This is a genomic window from Achromobacter sp. NPDC058515 (genome assembly GCF_042721735.1).
Classification (GTDB): Bacteria; Pseudomonadota; Gammaproteobacteria; order Burkholderiales; family Burkholderiaceae_B; genus Achromobacter.
Genome location: NZ_JBHXNI010000020.1, coordinates 37929 through 58270, shown reverse-complemented (window position 1 = coordinate 58270; position 20342 = coordinate 37929). Strand labels below are relative to the sequence as shown.

Genomic DNA, 20342 nt, shown 5'->3' with positions numbered 1-20342 from the left:
TTGTTGGGGACGACGACAAAGAGAGGGTGCAGCGAACTCATGTGACTGCATGGTCACATTTGGCGTCCAAGATATTGCTTCAGGCCAATCGGCAGCAAGGGGGGAGTTTCCCTAGGACGCTTGGCGAACGCCGGCGGCGCGCGCCGCCGGCGTCCCGCAACGGACTTACAACCCGACCGCGCTCAGGTCGGGGCGGCGGCGATGCCAGTCGGTCGCGGACTGGAAGGCCATGCCTATCCTGCCCAGCGCGCCTTCGCCGTTGGGCTTGCCCAGCAATTGCACGCTCAGGGGCAGGCCGCCGGCGGTGAAGCCCGCGGGCAGGGCCAGCCCCGACGCGTTGACGTAGTTGCCCGCGCGGGTGAAGGCGGCCAGCGGGGTGGCCGCCTCGTCCACTTCGTCCAGGCGTCGCGCGCCAAAGGGTGCGCACGGGGTCAGCACCGCGTCGATGTCGCGCATCCAGTCCAGCCAGGCCTGCCGGGCCTGCGCGTGCGCCTGCAGCGCGGCGATGTAGTCGGCCGCGGACACGCCCTTGCCCGACAGCACGCGGGCGCGCACGTACTGGCCGATAGGCTGCGCCGGGTCTTCGATGTAGTCGCGGTGCATGGCGTAGGCCTCGGCCGCGATGATCTGGCCGTTGCGCAGCATCATCTCGCGGAAGTCGAAGGGGAAGGGCGTTTCGGCCACGTCCGCGCCCAGGCCGATCAGCGCGCGCCGCGCGTCGTCCAGGGCGGCCAGCGCGTCGGCATCCGCGGCGATGGGGTGCTGCGAGGCGGGCATCATCGCGATGCGCACGCCGCGCAGCGGCTGCGCGCCCGCGGCGGGTTCGCGGTAGTGGAAGGCGGGAATGCCCTGCGTGAGCGGGTCTTGCGCGTCGGGACCCGCCATCAGGGCGGTGAGCAGCATCGCGTCGCGGGTGTCGCGCGTGAGCGGGCCGATGGAGTCCAGCGTGCTCGACAGCGCCACGGCGCCATGCAGGCTGATCAGCCCGCGCGTGGTCTTCAGCCCGGTGACGCCGTTTAGCGCGGCGGGAATCCGCACCGAGCCGCCCGTGTCGGAACCCAGCGCGGCGGGAGCCAGGCCGGCCGCCACGGCCACGCCGGAGCCGCTGGACGAGCCGCCGGGAATGCGCGCCTGTTCCAGGTCCCAGGGATTGCGCGGCGTGCCCATGACGGGGTTCGTGCCCCAGCCGCCGAAAGCGAATTCGACCATGTGGGTCTTGCCCAGCACCACCATGCCTGCGCCCAGCAGGCGCGCGACGGCGGTGGCCGTGACGCCGCTGCGGCGGTCGCGCCAGGCTTCGGAGCCCGCGGTGGTGACCTGGCCCTGCACGTCGCACAGGTCCTTGACGGCCACGGGCACGCCGTCCAGCGGGCTGAGCAGGCCGTAGCCGGCGCGGCGGCGCGCGTCGGCGGCCTGGGCCAGGCCCAGGGCTGCGGCGCTGTCCACGCTGACATAAGCGCCCAGCGCCGGATTGGCCCGGGCGATGCGGTCCAGGAAGTGCTGCGTCAATTCGACCGAGCTGTAGCGGCCTTTGCTCAAGCCGTCCGCCAGCTCGCCCAGCGTGGCAAATGCGATTTCAGACATGTTTTCCTCAGGTTGATGCGCCGGCCGCGCGCGCGGCCGGCTGCTCGTGCGCGGCTAGCGCTTGTTCCAGTCAGGGGTGGGGTAAACGGGCTTTTCCACGGCCACGTCGGCGGGCCACACGGGCACCATGCCCTTGCCCGGCAGCAGCTGCACCACCGGGAACGGCATCAGCAATTGCTTGCCGGTGTCGTCGATGGCGTAGGGGCCGGCCATTACCGTGAGCTTGCCCGACAGGTCCAGCGACGCCTGCTTGAGCGCCGCGGCATCGGTATTGCCTGCCTTCTTCACGATCTCCTCGGTGATCGCGCCCGCGCCGTAGGCCAGCGCCGTCTGGAAGTCGGGCGGGAACTCGGCCTTGGGGAAGCGCTGGTCGTAGGCCGCCGCGAACTGCTCGCGGCTCATGCCCGCGTTGACCTTCCAGTTGATCGCGGGGTGGTAGTTGGTGTGGCTGTAGATGTAGTTGGCGTCCGCGCCGATCGCCTGGAACTGCGGCGTCGATGCATACACCATGAAGACGTAGGGGAAGTTGATGTCCAACTGCTTCATCTGCCGCGTCATGCTGATCAGGTCGCCCTCGTAGGAGGTCGGCACCAGCGCTTCGGCGCCCGCCGCGCGCGCCTTCTGCAGGATGGTGCTGAAGTCCTTCTGGCCCTTCGGGTATTTCTCGAACAGCACGACCTGCATGCCGTTCTTGGTTGCCTGTTCCCGTCCCCCCTCGGCCAGGCCCGCGGGGAACGGTTCGTCCGAGTACAGCAGCGCCACCTTCTTCACGCCCTGCCTGGCGGCCAGCTCCATGTTGGCGCGCAGCATGGCGGACACTGGCATCTGGGTGCCGGACACCATGTTCTTGAAGCCTTGCTTGTACAGGTCGTCGCTGGCGGCGGACCAGACCATCATGTATTTGCCCAGCCGCTCCGTCACGGTGGCGGCCGCGGCCGTCAGCGTGGAGCCAAAGGGCGCAAACACCAGATCCACTTTTTCATCGACAATCAGGCGTTCGTAGACACGCGTGACCATCTGCTTGTCGCTGCGGTCATCCAGCTTGACCAGCTCGACGGGATACTTCTTGCCCTTGATGTCGATGCCGCCGCGGCGATTGACGTCGTCCACCCACAATTCCACGCCGCGCACGCCGGATTGCGATGCGAGCGCAAAGCTGCCGGTGGACGAGACCGTCATGCCGACGCGGATCTTGTCCGAGTTTTGGGCGGCGCCCGTGGCGGGAGTCAAGGCGGCGAGGGCCATGGCCAGCGCCGGTAAACGGAACAACCAGGATTTAGCGAACATGGGATGTCTCCAATCGTTATAGATTTGGGGCCCTCTTTCCGCCGCGAAGCATGGCTAGAGAACCCGGTATTGGGCAATAATTGCCCAATACGCGACAAAGCGTATAACAAATAGGCATGGAGCGCACGCCTTGAATAAATTGAATTACCGACAGACCGAAATGCTCTGGGCCATCGTCATGGCCGGCTCGATCAGCGGCGCGGCGCGGCTGCTGAACATCTCGCAGCCGGCGGTCAGCCGGATGCTGGCGCAGACCGAGAAGAGCATGGCCGTGACGCTCTTCGAGCGGGTCCGCGGGCGGCTGCGGCCCACCCCGCAAGTCCACAGCCTGTTTGAGGAAATCGAGAAAACCCAGCGCATGATGCAGCGGGTCAACGATCTGGCCGACGCGCTGTCCGAGCACGGCACGGGCGTGCTGCGCCTGGCCTCCATTCCCAGCCTGGCGCAGTTCCTGGTGCCGCGCGCGGTGGCGCGCTTCCAGCGGCGGCATCCGGAGCTGCTGCTGCGGCTGAACACCTCGGCCCTGCCCAGCCTGATCACCGACGTGCTGCAAGGCGAGGCCGAGCTGGGCCTGGTGGTGATGCAGGCGGACCACCCCTTCCTGACCTCCCAGCTCCTGCATGTGGGGCGCATGGTGGCGGCCATCCCCAAGAGCCATGCGCTGGCGGGCCGGGAGTCGGTCAGCCTGGCGGATCTTTCCCCGCATCCGCACATCGTGGTCGGCACCCGCATGCCTTTCGGCATGCTGGTGCTGGGCGCGTTCGAGCAGGCCGGGCTGCCCTGCCGCATGTGCGCCGACGTGCCCTGGAGCCAGTTGGCGTGCGCCCTGGTCAATGCCGGGGTGGGGATCGCCATCGTGGATGAATTCACGGTCATGCAGAACACCATGCCGGACGTCGTGATCGTGCCGCTGCAGGAGCGCATCCCCCTGAATATCTCGGCCGTCTATGCCAGCAACCGGGAGCCGTCGCAGATCGCCATGCAGTTCATCAAGGAGCTGCGCGAGGTGCTGGCGGAGGCGTTTCCCGGCGCGGATAAGGGTTAGTCCTTAACTTGCGGTTATGGTTTGAACTGTTCATAATCGCCTCCAAATAGAGCGGCCATCCAACCCGAGACGGCCCGGAGGAAGACATCATGAGCAGCAGTCCCGCCCTGGCGGCGGGCGCGGCTTCGCATCGCGCGCAGGACCTGCGCGCCGTGCGGTTGCGCACCCGCATCGCAGTGACCCTCTTCGCCGCGCTGGCGGCCGGCCTTGCCGTGATCCCCATGGCGACCTCGAACATCTCCTTCGCGTTCTACCTGATGCTGTGGATCACCATGGCCAGCGCCATGAACATCTGCGTCGGGTTCACGGGCTATCTGCCCTTCGGCTATGTGGTGTTCTACGGCGTGGGCTCCTACGCCACCGGCATCTGCTACAAGATCCTGGGCTGGCCCATCCTGCCGTCGCTGCTGGCCGCGGGCGGCGTGGGCGTGGCGATCGCGCTGCTCCTGGCGCCCACCCTGCGCCTGCGCGGCGTGTACTTCGGCATCGTGAGCCTGGCGCTGGCCACCATCGTCAAGCTGATCATTTCCAATCTGCCGCAGTCGTTCACCGGCGGCAGCATGGGCATCATCCTGTCTTCGGCCAACAATCCCACGCACAGCTACTACGCCATGCTGATCGTCATGGGCGCCACGCTGGCCACCGTCACCTGGCTGTCCGTGTCCGGCCTGGGCCGCGCGCTCAAGGCCATACGCGACGACGACGGCGCGGCCGCCTGCGTCGGGATCCACGTTCCCAATACCCGCCTGAAGGCCTGGCTGCTGGCCGCCCTGTTTCCGGCGCTGGCCGGCGGCATCGAGGCCTGGTACACGAACGTCGTCGACCCGGAATACGCCTTCCATGTGCTGATCACGGCAAAAAGCATCATCTATGCGATGGCGGGCGGCTTCGGCACCATTCTCGGGCCGGTGGTCGGAACGCTGGCGCTGCTGGGCATCGACCACATGATCTGGCAGAAATTCCCGGTGGTGAACCTGCTGCTGCTGGGCCTCATCATCGTCCTGCTGATGCTGTTCCTGCCGCGGGGCATCGTGGGCAGCCTGATCAAACGCAAGCCGCAACTGCGCCGCTACATCGCCTGAGGACCCCGCCATGACCGGACTGCTTATCCAAGGCCTGATCAACGGCCTGATCCTGGGCGCCATCTACGGCCTGATCGGCGTGGGGCTCAACGTCGTCTTCGGCGTGCTGCGGGTGGTGAACTTCGCGCACGGCGAGTTCCTGGTGCTGGGCGCGTACTTCGCGTTCTACCTGCTGGAGTACGCGGGCATCAATCCGCTGGCGGCCCTGCCGCTGGCGTTCGCCGCCTTCTTCCTGGCCGGCTACCTGCTGTACTTCGTGCTGATTCCCAGGCTGTCGAAGGCGGACGATCCGGAGATCAGCTCGCTGCTGCTGATGTTCGGCGTGTCCATCATGCTGGGCGCGCTGATGCTGCTGGCGTTCGACGCGGATGCCCGCTCCCTGCCTTACGAGATCCAGCCCGTCTTCCTGAAGTTCGGCCCGGTCCTGATCCCCACGGTGCGCCTGCTGGCGCTGGCCATTGCGCTGGCCATCATCGCCGCGCTGACGGTGTTCCTGTACCGCACCCAGTTGGGCAAGGCGCTGCGCGCCATCATCATGAACCGCGACGCGGTGCGCATCGTGGGCATCAACGCGGAGCGGCTGTCGGCCGTGGCGTTCGGCCTGGGCGTGGGCCTGGCGGCGGCCAGCGGCGTGCTGGTCGCCATGGTGTTCCCGGCGTTCTCGCCGTTCATGGGCAACGACTACACGCTGATCGGCTTCATCGTCATCGTGCTGGGCGGCCTGGGGCATCCGGTGGGCGCCCTGGTCGGCGCGTTGCTGTTCGGCATCACCGAGCAGGTGTCGGTGGTGTTCTTCAACCCCTCCATCGCCACCATCTGCGGTTTCGCGCTGATGGTCGCCACCATCTTCATCCGGCCCAGCGGCCTGTTCGGCCGCCAGGCGCTGCGCTAACCGGGAGCCGGACGCATCATGTTGAAAGTCACGAATCTCAAGAAGCGCTTCGGCGGCCTGGTGGCGCTGCAGGGCGTGGACCTGGAGGTGCCGAAGGGCTCCATCCTGGGCATCATCGGCATGAACGGGTCGGGCAAGACCACGATGCTCAATTGCATCAACGGCATCTACACGCCGGACGAGGGCCGCATCGAGCTGGACGGCCGCGACATCGGCGGGCGCCCGGTGCACGAGGTGGCCCGGCTGGGCGTGGGGCGCACCTTCCAGGTGCCGCGCATCTTCCGCCAGCTGACGCTGCTGGACAACCTGGAGGTGGCGCAGCAGCAGACAGGCCGCAGCGCCGACGAGCGCTACGCGCAATCCGAGTACTGGCTGCACAAGGTGGAGCTGCACCGCTTGCGGCACAACTACGCCGAGGAGCTGTCGGGCGGCCAGCAGAAACTGGTGGAGCTCGCGCGCATCATGGTGGCGCAGCCCAAGGTCGTGCTGCTGGACGAGCCGTTCGCGGGCGTCAACCCGGCGCTCGCGCAGCTGCTGATCTCGGTGATCCGCGAACTGCCCGCCGGCCACGATTGCTCGGTGGTGCTGGTGTCGCACGACCTGACCTCCATCTACCAGCTGTCCCACCACATCATCGTCATGAACGAAGGCGCTATCCTCAGCCAGGGCAACGCCGATCAAGTGCGCGCCGACCCGCGGGTGGTCGAAGCCTATCTGGGAGCCTGACATGAGCACCGCGATCCTTGCGCTGGAAGACGTGACCGTGGCCTATCACGGCGACATCACGATTCTGAACCGCATCAATGTCCAGGCGCGCGCGGGCAAGGTCACCGGCGTGATCGGCCCCAACGGCGCCGGGAAATCCACGGTGCTCAAGACCTTGTTCGGCTTTCTGCCGCCGCGCACCGGCCGCATCACGCTGCGCGGCAAGGACATCAGCGCGCAGCCCTCGCATGAGCGCGCCAGCCACGGCGTGGCGTTCGTGCCGCAGCACCGCAGCCTGTTCGGCGACCTGTCCGTGCACGACAACCTGCTGCTGGGCTGCTGGCCGTTTCGCCGCGACAAGGCGCGCGTGCGCCAGCGCATCGACTCGGTCTACGAGCGCTTTCCCATCCTGGCGCAAAAGCGCAACGACCCGGTGTCCAGCATGAGCGGCGGGCAGCAGCGCTTCGTGGAATTCGGCCGGGCGCTGCTCATCGAGCCTTCGGTGATCCTGCTGGACGAGCCCACGGCGATGCTGGCGCCCAAGATCTCCAAGGAGATCTACGCGCTGATCCGCGGCTTTGCGGACGAAGGCATGACGGTGGTGCTGGTGGACCAGAACGTGCGGCGCTGCGCCGAGGTGTCCGACTATATGTACATCCTGGAGCTCGGGCGCAACAAGGCGGAAGGTTCGCGCGAGGCGTTCGAGGAAGAAGGCGGCCTGCGCGAGATGGTCGCCTCGTGGATGGACTACAAGATCGACTGAGGCCCGCCGGGGCGAGCCCCGGCGGACCCGGCGTCAGATGACGCCGCGTATGCCGGCAATGCCGTGCGCGCCGTGGCGCAGCGCCTGCGACACGGTCTGGGTGGACTGCCCGCCCAGCGCGAACACCGGAATGCCGGCGTCGCGATTGCCTTCCACAAAGCCTTCCCAGCCCAGCGTCTGCGCGCCGGGGTGGCTGGGCGTGTCCAGCACCGGGCCCAGCACCGCGAAGTCGGCACCGATGTCGCGGCCGTGGACGACCTGGGCGTTGTCGTGCGCGGAAATGCCGACCAGCGCGCCCTTGGGCAGTTCGGGGCGGGCGGCCAGCCGCGCCGCGTCCGCCGTGCGCAGATGCACGCCGTCGGCTTCCTTCCACCAGGCGGCGGGGTGGACGCTGTTGACCAGCACGCGCGCGCCGGCGGCGCGGCAGCGCTTGATCATCTGCTGCAGCACCTCATGCAGCGAGCTCGCGCCCGGGCCGTCGGGCCACTGCGGCTCGCGCAATTGCACGAGCTTCACGCCCCGCGCCAGCGCGGCCTCCAGGCGGCCCAGGAATGCGGCGACGCCCGCTCGCGAACCGATGGAGCTGATGCCGTAGGTGGTGGGCAGCTGCAGCCAGCGCAGCGGGGGCAGGGTGGCGGGCAGCAGGTCGCCCACCGATGCCGCGTTGGCGGGATTCACCCATTCCAGGCGCTGGTTTTCCAGGCTTTGCGGCTCGCCTTCCCAGCCGGTGACGTGGCAGAACGCCAGCCGCACCGTGGTGTGCGGGTAGACGTGCACGTAGGTGACCCAGCGGCGCGACTGCGTGACGCGGATGCCGATCTCTTCCTGCAGCTCGCGAGCCAGCGCCTCCAGCACGGTCTCGCCGGGCTCCAGCTTGCCGCCCGGCAGTTCCCACCAGCCGGACCACGGCTTGCCTTCGGGCCGCTGGCCCAGCAGCAGCATGCCGTCCGGACGCAGGATCAGGCCGGCGGCGACGTCGACGATTTTTTCAGACATGGCGGGCCGCCCAGTCGCGCGCGAATTGATAGGCCACGCGGCCGGACCGCGAGCCGCGCTCGATCGTCCATTGCAGCGCTTCGGTGCGCGAGGGCTCGATCTGCGATTCCGGGCAGCCGAGTTCGCGCAGCCAGTGGTACACGATGTCCAGGTAGTCGTCCTGCTTGAAGGGATAGAACGACAGCCACAGGCCAAAGCGCTCGGACAGCGAGATCTTTTCCTCGACGGTCTCGCCGGGGTGGATCTCGCCGTCGGGCTGGTGCTTGGCCTGCAGGTTCTCGCTCATGTATTCCGGCATCAGGTGGCGCCGGTTGGACGTGGCGTAGATCAGCACGTTGTCGCCCGAGGCCGAGACCGAGCCGTCCAGCACCGATTTCAGCGCCTTGTAGCCGGGTTCGCCTTCCTCGAAGGACAGGTCGTCGCAAAACACGATGAAGCGTTCGGGGCGCGCGGCCACCAGCTCGACGATGTCGGCCAGGTCGCCGAGGTCGGACTTGTCCACTTCGATCAGGCGCAGCCCGCGCCCGCCGTAGGCGGCCAGCATGGCCTTGACCAGCGAGCTCTTGCCGGTGCCGCGGGCGCCGGTCATGAGCACGTTGTTGGCGGGCTTGTTCTCAAGGAACTGCAGCGTGTTGCGGTCGATGGTGGCCTTCTGGCGCTCGATGTGCTGGAGGTCTTCCATGTCGATGCGCGCCACGTGGCGCACGGCGTCCAGCCAGCCGCGCGCGCCGCGCTTGCGCCAGCGGAACGCGTGGGCGCTCCAGTCGATCTCGGGCGTGGCCGGAGGCAGAAAGGCCTCAAGCTGCGCCAGCACGCGCTCGGCGCGCTGGATAAGGGTGGTGAACTCGGTGGCCGTCATGGTCGATCAGGAGCGGTAGTCGGCGTTGATCGAGACATACTCGTGGGAGAAGTCGCAGGTGTAGACAGTGTCGCTCACCTGGCCGCGGCCCAGCGCGATGCGCACCGAGATCTCGGCCTGCTTCATTACGCGCTGGCCGTCGGCTTCCTGGTAGTCGGGGTTGCGTCCGCCGTCCTTGGCCACCAGCACGTCGTCCAGCCACAGGCGGATGTTGGACACGTCCAGGTCATCGATGCCGGCGTAGCCGACGGCGGCCAGGATGCGTCCCAGGTTGGGGTCGGACGCGAAGAAGGCGGTCTTGACCAGCGGCGAGTGCGCCACGGCATAGGCCACCTTCAGGGCTTCCTCGGTGGTGCCGGCTTCTTCGACGCGGATGGTCATGAACTTGGTGGCGCCTTCGGCGTCGCGCACGATCTTGGTCGCCAGGTCCAGCGCGGCGGCCGTCAGGGCCTCGCGCACGGCGGCGTAGGCGGCGTCGGATTCGCTATTGACGTTGACGCCCGACTTGCCGGTGGCGGCGATGATGAAGGAGTCATTCGTGGAAGTGTCGCCGTCCACGGTGATGCGGTTGAACGAGGCGTCGGCGATTTCCACGGCCAGCTTGCGCAGGAGCGGCTGGGCGATGCCGGCGTCGGTGGCCAGGAAGCTCAGCATCGTGGCCATGTTGGGGCGGATCATGCCCGCGCCCTTGCTGATGCCGGTGAAGGTGACCGTCTTGCCGCCGATCTGCGCCTTGGCCGACGAGATCTTCGGCAGCGTGTCGGTGGTCATGATGCCGTGGGCGGCGCTGGACCAGTGGTCGGCCGCCAGGTCGGCGATGGCGCCCGGCAGGCCCGCGACCAGGCGGTCCAGGGGCAGCGGCTCCAGGATGACGCCGGTGGAGAACGGCAGGATCTGCGAGGCGGGCACGCCCAGCAGCTTGCCCAGCGCGTCGCAGGTGTCCTTCGCTTTCTTCAGGCCTTCTTCGCCGGTGCCGGCGTTGGCGTTGCCCGTGTTGATGACCAGCGCGCTGATGGGGCCGCCGGCGGCCAGATGGGCCTGGCAGACTTGCACGGGGGCCGCGCAGAAGCGGTTGCGCGTGAACACGCCGGCCACGCTGGCGCCTTCGGCCAGCCGGAACACCGTCAGGTCACGTCGGTTGGCTTTGCGGATGCCGGCCTCGGTGACGCCGATTTCTACACCGGCAACAGGAAAAATTTCGGACTCGGAGGGGATCTGCAAATTAACGGCCATGACTTCGTCTCTTGAAGTGAGCGGGACGGAACCGCCGCCAGGCACGGCGGCGCGCGGGGGAAAGCTTCGTATTATCCCACCGCTTTGCGGCAGGGGCTTGTCAGCCGGCGGTCAGGGGCCGATCCGCATGGCGGCCACGTCCAGCACGCCGGCTTCGCGGTTGTTGAGCACGCTGCGCACGGTGCCGTCCGGCGCCTGCAGCACCGATTTGCCCGCCGGCACGTCTTCGCCGCCGGCCCGGCGCGCCGAACGCCCGCGCGAAGGCGAGAACAGCAGGTCGCCCGGCTGGGCGCCCGGCACCCGCGTGGTGGCGGCCAGCACGCGGGTGCCGGGCGGATAGCTCATGTCGCCCAGCACGGTGTCGCGGGCCATCAGGCCCTCGAAGCCAAGCATGCGGCGCTGGTTGTCCAGCCGCACGTCCACTTTCAGCAGCGGAATCTGGCCGACGGTCAGGGAGTCGCTGCCTTCGGTGCGCAGCAGCCAGCGGGGCGCGGCGCTGGCCGCGTCCAGCGGGGTGCCGCGGGCGGCGTCCTCCACTTTCAGCCATGCGCCCGGGGGCACCGGCTGCTGATCCAGCATATTGCCGATGGCCAGGTGACAGCTGGCGAAGCGGGGGTGTCCGCCCTGCATCACGAATTCGATCCGGTGGCCGTGCGCGCAGAGCCAGCCTTCCAGCGCCTGGTCGCGGGCGATCTCCACGGAGAGCGTCTCGGCCTGCCGGCTGGTGGCCGGGTAGCGGAACAGGCGCGAGGCCACGATGCCCTGGACGGGGGCGGGATGGGCGTCCGGGAATACCGCGCGGTCGAACGAGGCCAGTTCGCCGGGCGTGGCCAGGCTGAGCACGGTGCCGGCGGGCATCTGGACGCCGGCCAGCTGGGTGGGCTGGGCCAGCACCGTCTTGCGGCTGTCGTCGGCCCGCGCCTCGCGCTGGGCCGAGAACCACAGGCTGAACTGCTGGTAGGGGAAGATGGCGCCGACGGCCGCCAGAAAGGCCAGCATCAGGCTGCCGGCGCGCCGGTGTTCGCCCAGCCACAGCCGGGCGCTGCGGGAGGTGGCCAACACGGCCAGCCAGGTCAGCAGCGTAGAGAGGCAGGCCAGCGAGACCGCCATCAGTACGTAGAAATTACCGCCAGGAAGAGAAACCGGAATCATGGCGGCAATTATGCGCCAATCCGGGCGCCGGATTCAGCGCCGCGGAGGGATCAGTCCTTGGCGGATTCGGACCGGGTGGCCACGACCTGCAGCTTGAGTTCGCCCAGCGCCTGGAACAGCGCATTGCGGCTGGCCTCGGGCAGGTCCTCGAACATGGACTTGACCCAGGATTCATGGGCGCGCGCCATGCGGGCAAAGCTCTTCTTGCCCTGCGGCGTCAGCTTGATCAGGGAACTGCGGCGGTCGGATTCGACCTTGGCGCGCACCACCAGCCCTTCTTTTTCGAGCTGGTCGGTGATGCCGGTGATATTGCCGTTGGTGACCATCATGTGGCGCGACAGCTCGCCCATCTTCATGCCCTTGGGCGCGCGCTGCAGCTGCGCCATCAGGTCGAAGCGGGGCAGGGTGGTGTCGAATTCGTTGCGCAGGCGGCTGCGGATCTCGCTTTCGATGAGATTGGCGCAGGTCAGCATGCGCAGCCACAGGCGCAGCGCGTGGTGATCGTCGGGCGCGGCGCGGGATTCCAGGTCGGGGGCGTCAGTCATGGCTAAGAAGATTACCGGGAATGCGTGAAGGTGCGGGCATCAGCCCCATCTGATCGAAGATGGCTTGGGTCAGCGGGCTGTGCGGGTCGTTGAGCGTCAGGACGATATCGTAGTGATTTGTGCCGGGCATGGGGACATAGCGTCCGGGAAAGCCGCGCTCGCGCCACGCGGCGAGGTAGTCGTCGCTCTGGCGCTTGAACTCGTCGGTCTCGGTTTCGCCGTAGCTCAGCACCAGCGGGCAGCCTGTCTGCGGCAGGTGCAGCGCCGGGCTGTTGCGGATGGCGTCGGCCTCGCTCATGCGCATCCACTCGTTGATGTGGGTGTGCACCAGCGGGCGCAGGTCGAACAGGCCGGACAGGGGGGCGGCGCCGCGGATCACGTCGGGCGGCACCTCGTAGCTCGCATGCCAGCCGCCGGCCAGCAGCGCGCCGACCAGGTGCCCGCCCGCGGAACTGCCGCAGACGTGGATGCGCGCGGGATCTCCGCCGTACTCGGCGATGTGGCGATGGATCCAGGCCAGCGCGCGCCGGTTCTGGTCCACGATGCGGTCCAGCGTCACGGCGGGCGCCAGCGAATAGTTCACCGATACGACCACCGCGCCCGCGTTGGTGAACGCCGGCGCCATGCTGCTGGATTCGTTCTTGGACAAGAGGCGCCAGTAGCCGCCGTGGATGAACACGAACACCGGCGCGCCGGGCGCCGCTTGGGCGGGCAGGAATATGTCCAGCAGCTCATCGGCGTGGTCGCCGAACGGCACGTCCAGCGCGCAGTCCAGCGCCTGTCGCGCCGCGGCGCTGTCCTCGGCGTACTTCTTGAGTATCGGCTGGATGTCGGGTACTGTCGCGCGAGCGTTGTACTGGACGTCCAATTCGGCGCGGTCGTAGTTGCGGTAGAGGGTGGCCATGGCGAGACGCTGGTGGGAACAATCGGTGGATAAATTCGGTAAGTAAAGTTGGTGGGTAAAGCCGATGGGCAAAACCCGTTAGTAAAAACCCTTTGGTAAAAACCCTAGACTTGTTTTGACGAATACTTTAAACCTAAACTATGAACCACGCCAGTTTTCCCTATGCTGCATAACGGGATTGCGGTGTTGCTAGACCATTATTGCAAGCCACAGTTTGACGGCGGCGCAACGGCGCCGGCAGGCCGGGCATAGAAGTCTTTCGAATCGCACCTTCAAAAAGAACACCCTCTGCGCGGGCTCGCGCACGGAGCACACCACCATGCGTTTGATCACTTCCCTTTTGGCCGCTGCCGCGCTCGTTCCGGCACTGGCCTCGGCCGATCCCGTCAAGGTCGGCATCGCCAACGATATTTCCGGCCCGTTCTCGGCGCTGGGCGCCGAAGCCCGCGACGGCTTCAACCTGGCCATCAAGCAGCTGGGCAGCAAGCTGGGCGGACAGCCCGCCGAATTCGTGCAGACCGACATGGGCGGCAACCCCGACCAGGCCCGCCAGCTCGTCACGCGCTACATCCAGCGCGACAAGGTCGACTTCTTCACCGGCCCCATCGGCTCGAACGTGGCCCTGGCCGTCGGCCCCGCGCTCTTCGCCGCCAAGGTGCCCTACCTGTCGAACAACCCCGGCCCCAGCCAGTTCGCCGGCGCCCAGTGCAACAACTACTGGTTCGGCACGTCCTACCAGAACGACGCCTTCCACGAAGCGGCCGGCAAGGTCGCGGCCGACCGCGGCTTCAAGAAGATGTTCATCATGGCCCCGGACTACCCGGCCGGCAAGGATGCGCTGAACGGCTTCAAGCGCGGCTACAAGACCGCGCCGGGCGAAGAGGTCTACACCAAGCTCGGCCAGATCGACTACGCCGCCGAGATCGCGCAGATCCGCGCCGCCAAGCCGGACGCCGTCTACATCTTCCTGCCGGGCGGCATGGGCATCAACTTCGTCAAGCAGTTCGTCTCCGCCGGCCTGTCGCAAAGCGTCAAGCTGATCGGCCCGGGCTTCTCGGCCGACGAAGACGTGATCCAGGCCGTGGGCGAACCCATGCTGGGCATGTACAACACGGCGCAATGGTCGCATGACCTGGACGTTCCGCAGAACAAGGCTTTCGTCGAGGCCTTCCGCAAGGAATACAACGGCCGCTATCCCTCGGTCTACGCCGCCCAGGCCTACGACGTGATCATGGCCATGGACGCCGCCGTCAAGCAGGCCGGCGGCAAGGCCTCCGACCGCGAAGCCATCGTGAAGGCGCTGGAAAAGGCCGACTACCCGTCGGTGCGCGGCAGCTACACCTACGGCAAGAACCACTACCCCATCCAGGCCTACTACCTGCGCGTCGTGGACAAGGACGGCAGCGGCCGCATCACCAACAAGCTGGTGGGCAAGGTGTTCGACAAGTACCAGGACGTCTACGTCGGCGAGTGCAAGCTCTAGGGTGGAGCCCACGGCCGAAGCGCTGCGCATTTTCCCTCAGGCGGGCCCCCCTCAGGCGGGCCCCCCTCGCGGGGGCGTCGCGGCGGACCGGCAAAGCCGGTTCCGCGCGACCCCGCCTGCCGGGGGGCGTTTCATGCGCTGCGGATAGTGGGCCGCACGATGCATATTTAGGTGGCTTTGGTGATTTGGCCGCGAACGAGGCCATCGGCAATTCGCGGCAAGGGGGAAGTTTTCATGACGTTTACGCTGATCGTCGAGCAATTGCTGAACGGTCTGCAGTTTGGGTTGATGTTGTTTCTGATCGCGGCCGGGCTGACCCTGGTGTTCGGCATCATGGACATCATGAATCTGGCTCACGGCTCGCTGTACATGGCCGGCGCCTATGTCGCCGCCGAAACCATGCAGCGCACAGGTTCATTCACCGCGGCCGTCCTGGTGGCGGCCGTCGCCACCGGCCTGGTCGGCGTGGCGCTGGAACTCACCCTGATACGCCGGCTGGCGCTGCGCGACCACCTGGCCCAGGTGCTGGGCACCTTTGCCGTCATCCTCATCGCCAATGACCTGGTCAAGATGATCTGGGGCCCGGCCCCGGTCATGCTCAACATGCCGGCGATGCTGTCCGGCCCGGTGCGCCTCTTGCCCGACCTGCTGTATCCCGCCTACCGCCTGATGATCATCGTATTCGGCGTGGCGTCGGCCGTTGGCCTGTACTGGTTCGTGACGCGCACCCGGGCCGGCGTGCTGGTGCGGGCGGGCGCGTCCAACCGCCAGATGGCCACCCTGATGGGCGTGCGCGTGCCCCTGCTTTTCCTGGGCGTGTTCGTGCTGGGCGCGATGCTGGCCGCCGTTGCCGGCGCGCTGCTGGGCCCGATCACCTCGGTCCAGGTGGGCATGGGCGAGGAAATCCTGATCCTGGTGCTGGTGTGCATCGTCATCGGCGGCATCGGCTCCATCCGGGGCGCCTTCGTCGGCGCCTTGCTCGTGGGCATGGTCGACACGGCGGGGCGGGCATTCCTGCCCATGCTGCTGCGCCAGGTCTTTTCCCCGGCCGTGGCTTCCAGCGTCGGGCCGACGCTGGCGGCCATCGCCATTTATGTACTGATGGCGGCTGTGCTGGTGTTCCGGCCCTCCGGCCTGTTTCCGGCGCGGGGCTGATCATGAGAACCACACTCTGGACCGTGGTCCTGCTGGCCGCGCTGGCGGTATTCCCGCTGGTCGCGCCGGCGCTGGGCCTGGACTTCTATATTTCCTTCGTGCGGCGCGTGCTGATCTACGCGCTGGCCGCGACCAGCCTGAACCTGATCCTGGGCTATGGCGGCATGGTGGCGCTGGGGCATGCGGCGTTCTTCGGCGCGGGCGCCTATGCGGTGGGCATCCTGGCCATGGCGGGCGTCACGTCCGCCCTGATCGTGTGGCCCGCGGCCATGCTGCTGGCGGCGGTGCTGGCCTGCATCACGGGCGCGATCTCGCTGCGCACCCGCGGCGTGTACTTCATCATGATCACGCTGGCGTTTGCGCAGATGCTGTTCTATATCTTCATCTCGCTGCGCCAATATGGCGGGGAAGACGGGCTGAACCTGCCCGGCTATTCCACCTTGCCCGGCATCGACCTGGCCCACGACGTGAGCTTCTACTACCTGGTGCTGGCGCTGTTCGCGCTGTCCATGTGGGTGTTCGGGCGCGTGGTCGCCTCGCGCTTCGGCACGGCCCTGCAGGGCATCCGCGAGAACGAGTCGCGCATGGAATCCATGGGCTACCCGGTCTACCGCATCAAGCTCATGGCCTTCACGCTGAGCGGCGCGGCCGCCGGGCTGGCCGGCGCGCTGCTGGCCAATCACAACCTCTTCATCTCGCCCAGCCTGATGCACTGGACCCAGTCGGCCAACCTGCTGATCATGGTGCTGGTGGGCGGGATCGGCCTGCGCTATGGCGGCGTGGTCGGCGCGGTGGTGATGCTGACCCTGGAAGAAACGCTGCGCATGTGGACCGAATACTGGCATCTGCCCCTGGGCGTGCTGCTGCTGTGCGTGGTGTTTGGCGCGCCGCGCGGCCTGGTGGGCCTGTTCGGCCCCTTGTTCGGCGGACGCGCCGCCCCGCAATCCGGCAAGGTGGGATCATGACCGCTGCTACGAACGCTTCTACAAAGGCCGCGGCGCCCGCCTTGCAGGCTTGCGGACTGGTGCGCCGCTTCGGCGCGCTGGTGGCCACCGACAATGTGTCGCTGTCCCTGAACCCGGGCGAGATCCACGCCCTGATCGGCCCCAACGGCGCGGGCAAGTCCACGCTGATCCACCTGCTGTCCGGCACGCTGTCCGCCGATTCGGGCTCCCTGACCGTGGGCGGGCGCGACGTTACCGGCATGAACGCGCACCAGCGCGTGGCCGCGGGGCTGTCGCGGTCCTACCAGATCACCAATATCTTCAAGCAGTCCAGCGTGCTGGACAATCTGGTGCTGGCCGTTCAGGCCCATGCGGGCAGCAGCTTCCGCTTCTGGAAGCCGCGCGCGGCCGAATCCGCGCTGTATGAACAGGCGCGCGAGCTGGCCCGGGAATGCGCCATCGACGCCAGCCTGCTGGAACGCCCGGCCGGCACCCTGCCGCACGGCGAGCAGCGCAAGGTGGAGTTCGCCCTGGCGCTGGCCGCCCGGCCCAGCGTGCTGCTGCTGGACGAGCCCATGGCGGGCATGGGGCCCGACGAGACCGTCCGGCTGACCGAACTGATTGAATCCATGCGGGGACGCGCCGCCATGCTGCTGGTCGAACACGACATGCAGGCGGTGTTCCGCCTGGCCGACCGCCTGTCGGTGCTGGTGTACGGCCGTGTGATCGCCACCGGCGCCCCGGACGAAATCCGCGCCAACCCGGAAGTGCGGCAAGCCTACCTGGGCGACGAGGAGACCGCGTGATGCTGACCATTGAATCGGCCAAGAGCGGCTACGGCGCGAGCCAGGTGTTGTTCGGCGTGGACCTGGAGATCGGCGCGGGCCAGGTCGTGACCCTGCTGGGCCGCAACGGCATGGGCAAGACCACGCTGCTGCGCACGCTGTTCGGCCAGTTGCCGCTGCGCGGCGGCAAGATCCATTTCGCGGGGCAGGACATCAGCGGCTGGACCCCGGACCGCATCGCGCGAGTCGGCATGGCCATCGTCCCGGAAGGGCGGCAGTGCTTTCCCAACCTGACCGTGCGCGAGCACCTGACGGCCTTCGTGGCGTCGCGCAACCCCGATATCCGCGAACCCTGGACGCCGGAACGCGTGTTCGAGCTCTTTCCCCGGCTGAGCGAGCGCGCCCGCAACATGGGCAACCAGCTCTCGGGCGGCGAGCAGCAGATGCTGGCGATAGGCCGGGCGCTCGTGACCAACCCCCGGCTGCTGATCCTGGACGAGGCCACCGAAGGTCTGGCGCCGAAGATCCGCGAGGAAATCTGGAATTGCCTCGCGCGCCTGCGCGAGGCGGGGCAGACCATCCTCGTCATCGACAAATATGTCGAAAGGTTGCTGAGCCTGGCGGACCGCCACGTCATCCTGGAACGCGGCAAGGTGGTGTGGACGGGCGACTCCCCCGCCCTCGACGCCGACCGCGGCCTCTGGGAACGCTACCTTGGCGTGTAGCGGGAAAGCCTCACCGGCGGCCGGTCAGGCGTAACAGCAAATGATATAAATCGCAATAAATCAGGATTTATATTGCTGGCTTGCAACTTAAGGTGTCCCGGACGCATCCGGATGTATACACCTGTTTCAATTGCCCCCGCTGTTCTCTACACTAGCCGCGCCAGGCCCACCGCACCGGTGCGCCGGCGATCAGGCTGAGGGATGAGTTCGCATGGCGAAATGGGGTTTGCGCAGAAAATCACTGATGGCGCTGCTGTTGGCGTGCCTGGTCGCCCTGGCGCCGGCCGCCTTGATCGGCTGGCAGGTGCTCGACGGGGTCAGGGACCACTTCGGCCGCGCCTTCGCCGACAATTTCACGCAGCTGAACCGCCAGCGCATCCTGGCGCCGGTGTCGCGCGAGCTGGCGCTGTCCCAGCGCCTGGCCGACAGCGAGGTCACGCGCCGCTGGCTGCGCAACGAGAGCGATCCGGCCGCCCGCGAGCTGTTCTTCCGCGAGGCCGACGGCTACCGCCGCGACCTGCTGGGCCGCGCCTATTTCATCGCCAGCGCCGCCACCGGCAACTACTACTTCAACGACGACCAGCCTCTGTCCGAGACGCCGCGCTACACGCTGAGCAAGAGCGCCGCCGACGACGGCTGGTTCTACGCCACCATCAAGTCCCCGGCCAGGTACAACATCAACGTCAATCCGGACCTGAAGCTCAAGACCACGAAGGTCTGGATCAACGTGCAGGTCCGGGACGGCGACAAGGTCATGGGCCTGACCGGCGCGGGCCTGGACGTGGGCGGCTTCCTGCGCGAATTCGTCAATAGCGGCCAGCCCGGCGTCACCCCCATCATCGTCGACGAAGAAGGCGCCATCCAGGCGCACATGGACCCCTCGCTCATCGCCTACAACTCGGGCGCGGGCGGCGCGGGCGGCAAGGGCATGGTCTTCAACCTGCTGGACGCCGGCGAAGGCCGCGCCGAACTGCTGTCGGCCATGCACGCCGCCCAGGCCGATCCGCAGTCCGTGCAATCGGCCTGGGTGAAGATGGACGGCGTGCGCCAACTGGTGTCCGTGGCCTACATGCCCGAACTGCACTGGCACGTGCTGACCGTGGTGGACCTGGGCGCCGCCCGCGTGCTGGACACGGATTGGCTATGGCCGGCGGCGATCGGCCTGGTGGTGCTGTTCGCCGCCATGCTGCTGTGCTTTGGCTACGCGATCGAACGGCTGATGCTGCGCCCCTTGCGCCGCCTGCAGCAGTCGGCCCGCGCCATCGCCGACGGCAGCTACGACGTGCGCCTGCCGCCGGGCGGGCAGGACGAGATCGGCGACCTGAGCCGCGCCTTCGGGGTCATGGCCGACAAGGTGCGCAAGCACACGGCCGAGCTGGAGACCAAGGTGCGCGAACGCACCTCGGAACTGGAGGACGCCAACCGCGCCATGGCCGCGGCGCACAAGAAGATCGGCGATTCGATCGACTACGCCAGCCTGATCCAGCGCGCCATCCTGCCGGACCGCCAGCTCACCCAGTCGCTGGGCGCGCACCATTTCGTGCTGTGGAAGCCCCGCGACGTGGTGGGCGGCGACTTCTACGTGTTCCGCTCCGACGGCGCCAACTGCCTGCTGGGCATCATGGACTGCGCCGGCCACGGCGTGCCCGGCGCGCTGATGACGATGCTGGCCCGCGCCGCCATCGACCTGGCGATCACCGAAGTCGGGCCGGGCGATCCGGCAGGCATCCTGACGCGCACCGACAACGCCATCCGGGCCATGCTTGCGGATGCGCAACTGCCGCGGGCCCTGGCCACCAATACCGATGCGGGCCTGGTATATATTGACCGCCAGACCGGCCGGCTGCTGTACGCGGGCGCGAAGATCAGCCTGTACGCAAGCGACGGCGAGAGCCTGCGCGAGGTGCCCGGCGCCAAGCGCGCGCTGGGCGACAAGCGCATGGGGGTTTACGAGAATATTGCGCTGCAGATGGAGCCGGGCTGGACCTATTACCTGGCGACCGACGGCTTTCTCGACCAGGCGGGCGGCGAGCACGGTTTCGGTTTCGGCAACACGCGTTTCGCCGACATGCTCAAGAGACACGCCCGCCGGCCGTTAACTGAACAGGCAATCGCCTTCACCCAGGCGCTTGCCGAGTATCAGGGCGGCCGGCCACAGCGTGACGACATTACCTTGCTGTCTTTCCGTTTCGAATAATCGTTA

At 67.5% G+C, this 20342-nt stretch carries 19 protein-coding genes; 11 read left to right on the top strand and 8 right to left on the bottom strand.

Annotation, left to right across the window (positions count from 1 at the left end; all coding sequences use genetic code 11):
• Window positions 1-165: 165 nt before the first annotated feature.
• Window positions 166-1584 (bottom strand): amidase, encoded by a 1419-nt coding sequence (locus tag ACFWP0_RS26735; RefSeq protein WP_377847359.1) that lies wholly within the window; start codon window positions 1582-1584, stop codon window positions 166-168.
• A 54-nt stretch (window positions 1585-1638) separates the two neighbouring features.
• Entirely contained in the window at window positions 1639-2871 is a 1233-nt protein-coding gene (locus ACFWP0_RS26730) for an amino acid ABC transporter substrate-binding protein (RefSeq protein ID WP_377847357.1), read from the bottom strand.
• A 160-nt stretch (window positions 2872-3031) separates the two neighbouring features.
• On the opposite strand from ACFWP0_RS26730, the gene ACFWP0_RS26725 reads away from it, so the two are divergent.
• The 5 genes from ACFWP0_RS26725 (at window position 3032) to ACFWP0_RS26705 (ending at window position 7358) form a co-directional block, all read left to right on the top strand.
• Window positions 3032-3916, top strand: coding sequence for a LysR family transcriptional regulator (locus ACFWP0_RS26725; protein ID WP_377847428.1), 885 nt, complete (start codon window positions 3032-3034; stop codon window positions 3914-3916).
• An 89-nt stretch (window positions 3917-4005) separates the two neighbouring features.
• Complete coding sequence (locus ACFWP0_RS26720; RefSeq protein WP_377847356.1) at window positions 4006-4998, top strand: branched-chain amino acid ABC transporter permease; 993 nt, start codon at window positions 4006-4008, stop codon at window positions 4996-4998.
• Window positions 4999-5008: 10 nt separating this feature from the next.
• On the top strand, window positions 5009-5890 hold the full coding sequence (locus tag ACFWP0_RS26715; protein ID WP_377847354.1) for a branched-chain amino acid ABC transporter permease: 882 nt from the start codon (window positions 5009-5011) through the stop codon (window positions 5888-5890).
• Window positions 5891-5908: 18 nt separating this feature from the next.
• Entirely contained in the window at window positions 5909-6616 is a 708-nt protein-coding gene (locus tag ACFWP0_RS26710; RefSeq protein ID WP_377847352.1) for an ABC transporter ATP-binding protein, read from the top strand.
• Window position 6617: 1 nt separating this feature from the next.
• Complete coding sequence (locus ACFWP0_RS26705) at window positions 6618-7358, top strand: ABC transporter ATP-binding protein (RefSeq protein ID WP_377847350.1); 741 nt, start codon at window positions 6618-6620, stop codon at window positions 7356-7358.
• A 33-nt stretch (window positions 7359-7391) separates the two neighbouring features.
• On the opposite strand, the gene ACFWP0_RS26700 is transcribed toward ACFWP0_RS26705, so the two are convergent.
• The 6 genes from ACFWP0_RS26700 to ACFWP0_RS26675 all read right to left on the bottom strand — a co-directional run bounded on the left by ACFWP0_RS26700 (window position 7392) and on the right by ACFWP0_RS26675 (window position 13047).
• Window positions 7392-8354 carry a Nudix family hydrolase gene (locus ACFWP0_RS26700; protein ID WP_377847348.1) on the bottom strand — a complete coding sequence of 321 codons (963 nt, stop codon included), beginning with the start codon at window positions 8352-8354 and terminating at the stop codon, window positions 7392-7394.
• The gene (locus tag ACFWP0_RS26695; protein ID WP_377847347.1) at window positions 8347-9213 is read right to left on the bottom strand and encodes an ATP-binding protein; all 867 of its coding nucleotides are present in this window, start codon (window positions 9211-9213) and stop codon (window positions 8347-8349) included. The genes ACFWP0_RS26700 and ACFWP0_RS26695 overlap by 8 nt, the downstream gene beginning before the upstream one ends.
• A 6-nt stretch (window positions 9214-9219) precedes the next feature.
• Window positions 9220-10446, bottom strand: a complete 1227-nt coding sequence (argJ, locus tag ACFWP0_RS26690; RefSeq protein WP_377847345.1) for a bifunctional glutamate N-acetyltransferase/amino-acid acetyltransferase ArgJ — start codon at window positions 10444-10446, stop codon at window positions 9220-9222.
• A 111-nt stretch (window positions 10447-10557) separates the two neighbouring features.
• Window positions 10558-11598, bottom strand: coding sequence for a hypothetical protein (locus ACFWP0_RS26685; RefSeq protein ID WP_377847343.1), 1041 nt, complete (start codon window positions 11596-11598; stop codon window positions 10558-10560).
• Between the two features lie 50 nt (window positions 11599-11648).
• The gene (locus ACFWP0_RS26680) at window positions 11649-12143 is read right to left on the bottom strand and encodes a MarR family winged helix-turn-helix transcriptional regulator (RefSeq protein WP_377847342.1); all 495 of its coding nucleotides are present in this window, start codon (window positions 12141-12143) and stop codon (window positions 11649-11651) included.
• Entirely contained in the window at window positions 12136-13047 is a 912-nt protein-coding gene (locus tag ACFWP0_RS26675) for an alpha/beta hydrolase (protein ID WP_377847340.1), read from the bottom strand. The genes ACFWP0_RS26680 and ACFWP0_RS26675 overlap by 8 nt, the downstream gene beginning before the upstream one ends.
• Window positions 13048-13366: 319 nt before the next feature.
• Here ACFWP0_RS26675 and ACFWP0_RS26670 point away from each other — a divergent pair, with 319 nt between their 5' ends.
• The 6 genes from ACFWP0_RS26670 (at window position 13367) to siaA (ending at window position 20336) form a co-directional block, all read left to right on the top strand.
• Window positions 13367-14530 (top strand): ABC transporter substrate-binding protein, encoded by a 1164-nt coding sequence (locus ACFWP0_RS26670; RefSeq protein WP_377847339.1) that lies wholly within the window; start codon window positions 13367-13369, stop codon window positions 14528-14530.
• A gap of 234 nt (window positions 14531-14764) precedes the next feature.
• Window positions 14765-15685 carry a branched-chain amino acid ABC transporter permease gene (locus ACFWP0_RS26665; RefSeq protein ID WP_377847337.1) on the top strand — a complete coding sequence of 307 codons (921 nt, stop codon included), beginning with the start codon at window positions 14765-14767 and terminating at the stop codon, window positions 15683-15685.
• The gene (locus ACFWP0_RS26660) at window positions 15685-16650 is read left to right on the top strand and encodes a branched-chain amino acid ABC transporter permease (RefSeq protein WP_377847426.1); all 966 of its coding nucleotides are present in this window, start codon (window positions 15685-15687) and stop codon (window positions 16648-16650) included. Before ACFWP0_RS26665 ends, ACFWP0_RS26660 begins: the two co-directional genes overlap by 1 nt.
• Window positions 16647-17435, top strand: a complete 789-nt coding sequence (locus tag ACFWP0_RS26655; protein WP_377847335.1) for an ABC transporter ATP-binding protein — start codon at window positions 16647-16649, stop codon at window positions 17433-17435. The genes ACFWP0_RS26660 and ACFWP0_RS26655 overlap by 4 nt, the downstream gene beginning before the upstream one ends.
• Entirely contained in the window at window positions 17435-18139 is a 705-nt protein-coding gene (locus ACFWP0_RS26650) for an ABC transporter ATP-binding protein (RefSeq protein WP_377847333.1), read from the top strand. Before ACFWP0_RS26655 ends, ACFWP0_RS26650 begins: the two co-directional genes overlap by 1 nt.
• Before the next feature lie 211 nt (window positions 18140-18350).
• The gene (siaA, locus tag ACFWP0_RS26645) at window positions 18351-20336 is read left to right on the top strand and encodes a biofilm regulation protein phosphatase SiaA (protein WP_377847331.1); all 1986 of its coding nucleotides are present in this window, start codon (window positions 18351-18353) and stop codon (window positions 20334-20336) included.
• The last annotated feature ends 6 nt before the right edge of the window (window positions 20337-20342 follow it).